Here is a 3,647-nt window from a genome sequence, read left to right on the forward strand (position 1 = left end):
CCCTCATTCTCTCCTTAACGGTGGCTCTAGTTCTTCTTTTGCCACCGTTCTCATCTTTGGTTAGTCTAAACTACAGTGGTCAGTGTGCCTGCTGTCAAACCGAGTATGTTGCCCCTGTAGCATTGGGAATGGAAGCAGGTTCGGCTCTCCTGAACTTAGGGTTATAAGTTTATCTAATCACCAAAGCAAGCTAATACGCGATTCCTAAAATTATTAAAATTAGAAAAACCATACCCTTGTCGCATTATCAACTTAATCCGATTGTTGATTCCTTCCATGACTCCACTTGTGGTGCGATCAAGAAAGTAGTTGCAAATGCCCTCAAAATGATTCTCAATTGTTGATGCAGATTCTCTAAAAAATACTTTGGCATGATTGAGCCATTCTTTAATTTTATTCTGCCCTTTTTTGACCGTCAAATTAGTCTCATATATTTCTCTAAATTTTTCTTTCATCTCATACGCAATTCTCAAACATTCTGATTTACCTAGTGTCAATTCTAATTTATAAATTTGCTCTGGATTCAAATTTACTCGATTAGTTAATAATAAATGTCTACTTTTTTTGTCTGTTATTCCGGCTGCTATACGTAACTTATTTAAGTCTTTATTAACTACTTTCATTACATGAAAACGATCAATAATAACTCGATCATTTGGGAATACTTTTTTGATAACTTGAGGGAATCCACCCCACATATCAACACTCACTTCCTCAACTTGTTCGCGAACCTAAATTGGTTGTTTCATAAGGACTTCAATGATTTCTTCACAGCGATGAGAATCAATTATCTCAATTAAATTACCTTCGGAGATGTCACTAACAACAGTCACAAAATTTCCTTGACCCTTTCGCATACTTATCTCATCGAGACAAATTCCTTTAAGTACGTCGGCGCGAAAAAACCTAACTATGTTAAAATAAGTAAACACAGAGAATACATCTACTAAGGTAACTCAATATATGGGCGCTAGATTAAGAGTATTTCTTACTCAAAAGCAAGACAAAACTCTATTAGAACTGAGAACTGCGGATGTACCACAAAAAGTAAAAGATCGAGCAGAAGTAATTAGATTAAATGCACATGGCCCGTAGGTTGAAAAAATAGCTGCTCATTTTAATTGGACTTCACAAACAGTGAGAGAGGTTTTACATAAATGGCAGAAGCTAGGTATGGAAGGGATGCAGGGAATTAGCAGGTCGAGGGGGAAAACCGAAGTGGAAAGAAGAAGACATAGAGTTTTTAACAGAATGTCTCAAAAATGAACCACGTACATACAACAGTGTTCAATTAGCTCAGAAATTAGAAAAAGAGCGTTCTATCAAATTAAGTCCCGACCGATTAAGACGAATACTAAAAAAAAAGGGTTTATTTGGAAACGAGCCAGAAAAAGTCATCAAGGAAAACAAGAAGTTGCAGTACGCCAAATCAAACAAGCAGACCTAGATATGTTGGAATGGGGGGCTGCTGCGGGAGAAATTGACTTAAAATATTTGGATGAATCAGGGTTTTGTGCGTGGAGCGAACCTAGTTACACTTATTACAAACTTTCGTGAGCAAAAACGGCTCGAACAAACCAAGAGGCGTGGTCGTAGATTAAGTATTGTAGGGCTTTTTCAACATGAAATCAGCTTTGTTTACGGTTTGGTAATTGGGGGTGTTGATCGAAAAGCTTATATCAAAATGATGGAGTCAGAAGCCCAGGAAGCGTCTCAGAGCAAGCGAATTAGAGTAATAGTACAGGATAATGGTCCCATACATCGATGTCATGAAGTCCAACAATTATGGTCGAAATGGGAAAGCGAGGGTTTATATATCTTATTTTTACCGAAATATTGCTCAGAAATGAATCCCATAGAATTGGAGTGGCAACATCTCAAAAAAGATGAGCTAGCAGGACAAATGTTTGAGGATGAATTAGAGCTGGCTTATGCCGTAATTAATGGGGTAGAAGCTAGAGGAAAAAAAGGAAACTACGCTACAAAACGCCTTAAATTTAGCTCTGAGCGCCCTACTTAATATTTTGTTACCTACTTGTAAATTTCCCCACCGACTTACTTAACCGGTTTCCAATTCGTTTTTTTTTATTGTGTTTACCTGTTCAAATATTCCTTTTATTTCGTCATAACTCAGTCCTTCTTCTCGTCCAATTTGCTCCATGCTAGATTGTTTTACACGCTCATAAATATTTTGTTCGTATCGTTGAGTATGCCGTCTTTTAACGTCCAAAAACTCTATTCTTTCTGTGGGATACCGTTGACAACTAGGACAGTAAAACTGCCGTCGTGGGATTTTTAGATACACAGGACGACCAAAAACAGACAAATCTCTTACTAGAATTGGTCGATTTTGATGCAGTTTTTCGGTAGGATTTTTACAATGATGACAAACCATTCCTTCTGATAAAATGCTCAGGTCCAATAAAATTTTTCCCTCAACTTGAGTACAATTTTCAACCCTGACTCCAGGCAATGCTAATAGATAGTCTAGATGGAAGCTCATAACGGTAAATGTATTATTAGGTACATTTTACACCATAAACTCAAAAGAGCCGCAGGTTCACCGTTTGGCAGTTCAATTCAAAGCTGGGTCACATATCTCCGTTACACTCATGCCATCAGCTACGAACGGCTATCGTCCATATGTGCATCCGTTTTTGGACTCAAGATTTCCGAAGGAGCAATCGCCAACCTATTAGAGAAAGTCAAAACGAGTTTAGATGACCTTTGTAACTCAAATACTCCCTCGGTTGCGGCGGGCAAAATTAATTTGTTCAGATGAAACCAGTGCGAGGGTTAATGGACAGAATCAGTGGGAGTGGGTGGTTTCAGAACCAGGATGTTTGTTTACACGTCATCCGTCCGAGTCGAGCCAGTGGAGTAATTAACGAAGTTCTAGGAGAACATCATCCTGATATCTGGGTGTCAGACTTATTTAGCGCTCAAAAAAATCACCCCGCACCACAATGGCAAGTGTGTTTGGCTCATCAACTGCGCGATTGCCAATATGCAATTGACGCTGGGGACAGAATTTTTGCCCCAGCGATGAAGAGGTTATTATTAAGGGCTTTTATCATCCATCGGCAACGGGAGAATATGGATGATACTAGACTCTTGAGATATCGAATAAATTTACAGGAAAGATTAACCAAAATTTTGGATTTAGCACCACAGCATCCGGATGGTATACGGTTACGAAAACGTTACGGTGGGCTGATTGACAATTTATTTGTATTTCTGGAAGATGCGACAATTCCACCCACGAATAATAGTAGTGAACAGGCGATTCGGATGAGCGTGATATTTCGCCGTGTGACCAATGGCTTCCGTTCGGAATGGGGGCCAGATTTGTTTGCTGCCGTTCGTTCAGTTGTTAATACTGGCAAGCGTCAGGGTTTAACGGCTTATCAATCTATTCAACAAGCTCTCTCTACTGATGCCTCCCTTTTTTCCCCTAGTTGAGCAATTACCATTTATCATTACATCTTGAGCGCTACCAAACCTTGAACACCTTCACAAAACCTGCAATAAGCAGGTACATTCAAAAACCAAGTTGAAACGGGCTTGAAGCAAAGCTTGAGCGCAGTGAGCTGGAAACTCTCATGCTGCGTTCTTAGGGGAGGGGACAGAGGTGACTCTCGAACCTT

The 3,647-nt window shown here is 39.5% G+C and carries 3 protein-coding genes and 2 pseudogenes; 3 read left to right on the top strand and 2 right to left on the bottom strand.

The features are described 5' to 3' along the window. Positions 1–173 precede the first annotated feature (173 nt). A pseudogene (locus QUA62_RS28990) lies at positions 174–716 on the bottom strand (ISL3 family transposase); the annotation flags it as partial. 247 nt (positions 717–963) lie between these two features. Between QUA62_RS28990 and QUA62_RS28995 the strand changes: the two are divergent. Continuing rightward, a pseudogene (locus QUA62_RS28995) lies at positions 964–2,020 on the top strand (IS630 family transposase). Between the two features lie 39 nt (positions 2,021–2,059). On the opposite strand, the gene QUA62_RS29000 reads toward QUA62_RS28995, so the two are convergent. Beyond that, positions 2,060–2,503: a transposase family protein gene (locus QUA62_RS29000; protein ID WP_333408249.1), complete on the bottom strand. Its 444-nt coding sequence runs from the start codon at positions 2,501–2,503 to the stop codon at positions 2,060–2,062. Here QUA62_RS29000 and QUA62_RS29595 point away from each other — a divergent pair. Beyond that, positions 2,492–2,782, top strand: a complete 291-nt coding sequence (locus QUA62_RS29595) for an IS66 family transposase (RefSeq protein ID WP_445301738.1) — start codon at positions 2,492–2,494, stop codon at positions 2,780–2,782. The genes QUA62_RS29000 and QUA62_RS29595 overlap by 12 nt on opposite strands. Then, the gene (locus QUA62_RS29005; RefSeq protein ID WP_333408250.1) at positions 2,779–3,462 is read left to right on the top strand and encodes an IS66 family transposase; all 684 of its coding nucleotides are present in this window, start codon (positions 2,779–2,781) and stop codon (positions 3,460–3,462) included. The genes QUA62_RS29595 and QUA62_RS29005 overlap by 4 nt, the downstream gene beginning before the upstream one ends. The last annotated feature ends 185 nt before the right edge of the window (positions 3,463–3,647 follow it).

It is taken from the genome of Microcoleus sp. MON1_C1, assembly GCF_036701945.1.
Lineage (GTDB): Bacteria > Cyanobacteriota > Cyanobacteriia > Cyanobacteriales > Microcoleaceae > Microcoleus.

What these genes read in the sequence shown, in the direction of transcription:
- QUA62_RS29000 (WP_333408249.1), bottom strand. Translation starts at nt 2,503, where the DNA reads ATGAGCTTCCATCTAGACTATCTATTAGCATTGCCTGGAGTCAGGGTT.
- QUA62_RS29005 (WP_333408250.1), top strand. Translation starts at nt 2,779, where the DNA reads ATGAAACCAGTGCGAGGGTTAATGGACAGAATCAGTGGGAGTGGGTGG.
- QUA62_RS29595 (WP_445301738.1), top strand. Translation starts at nt 2,492, where the DNA reads ATGGAAGCTCATAACGGTAAATGTATTATTAGGTACATTTTACACCAT.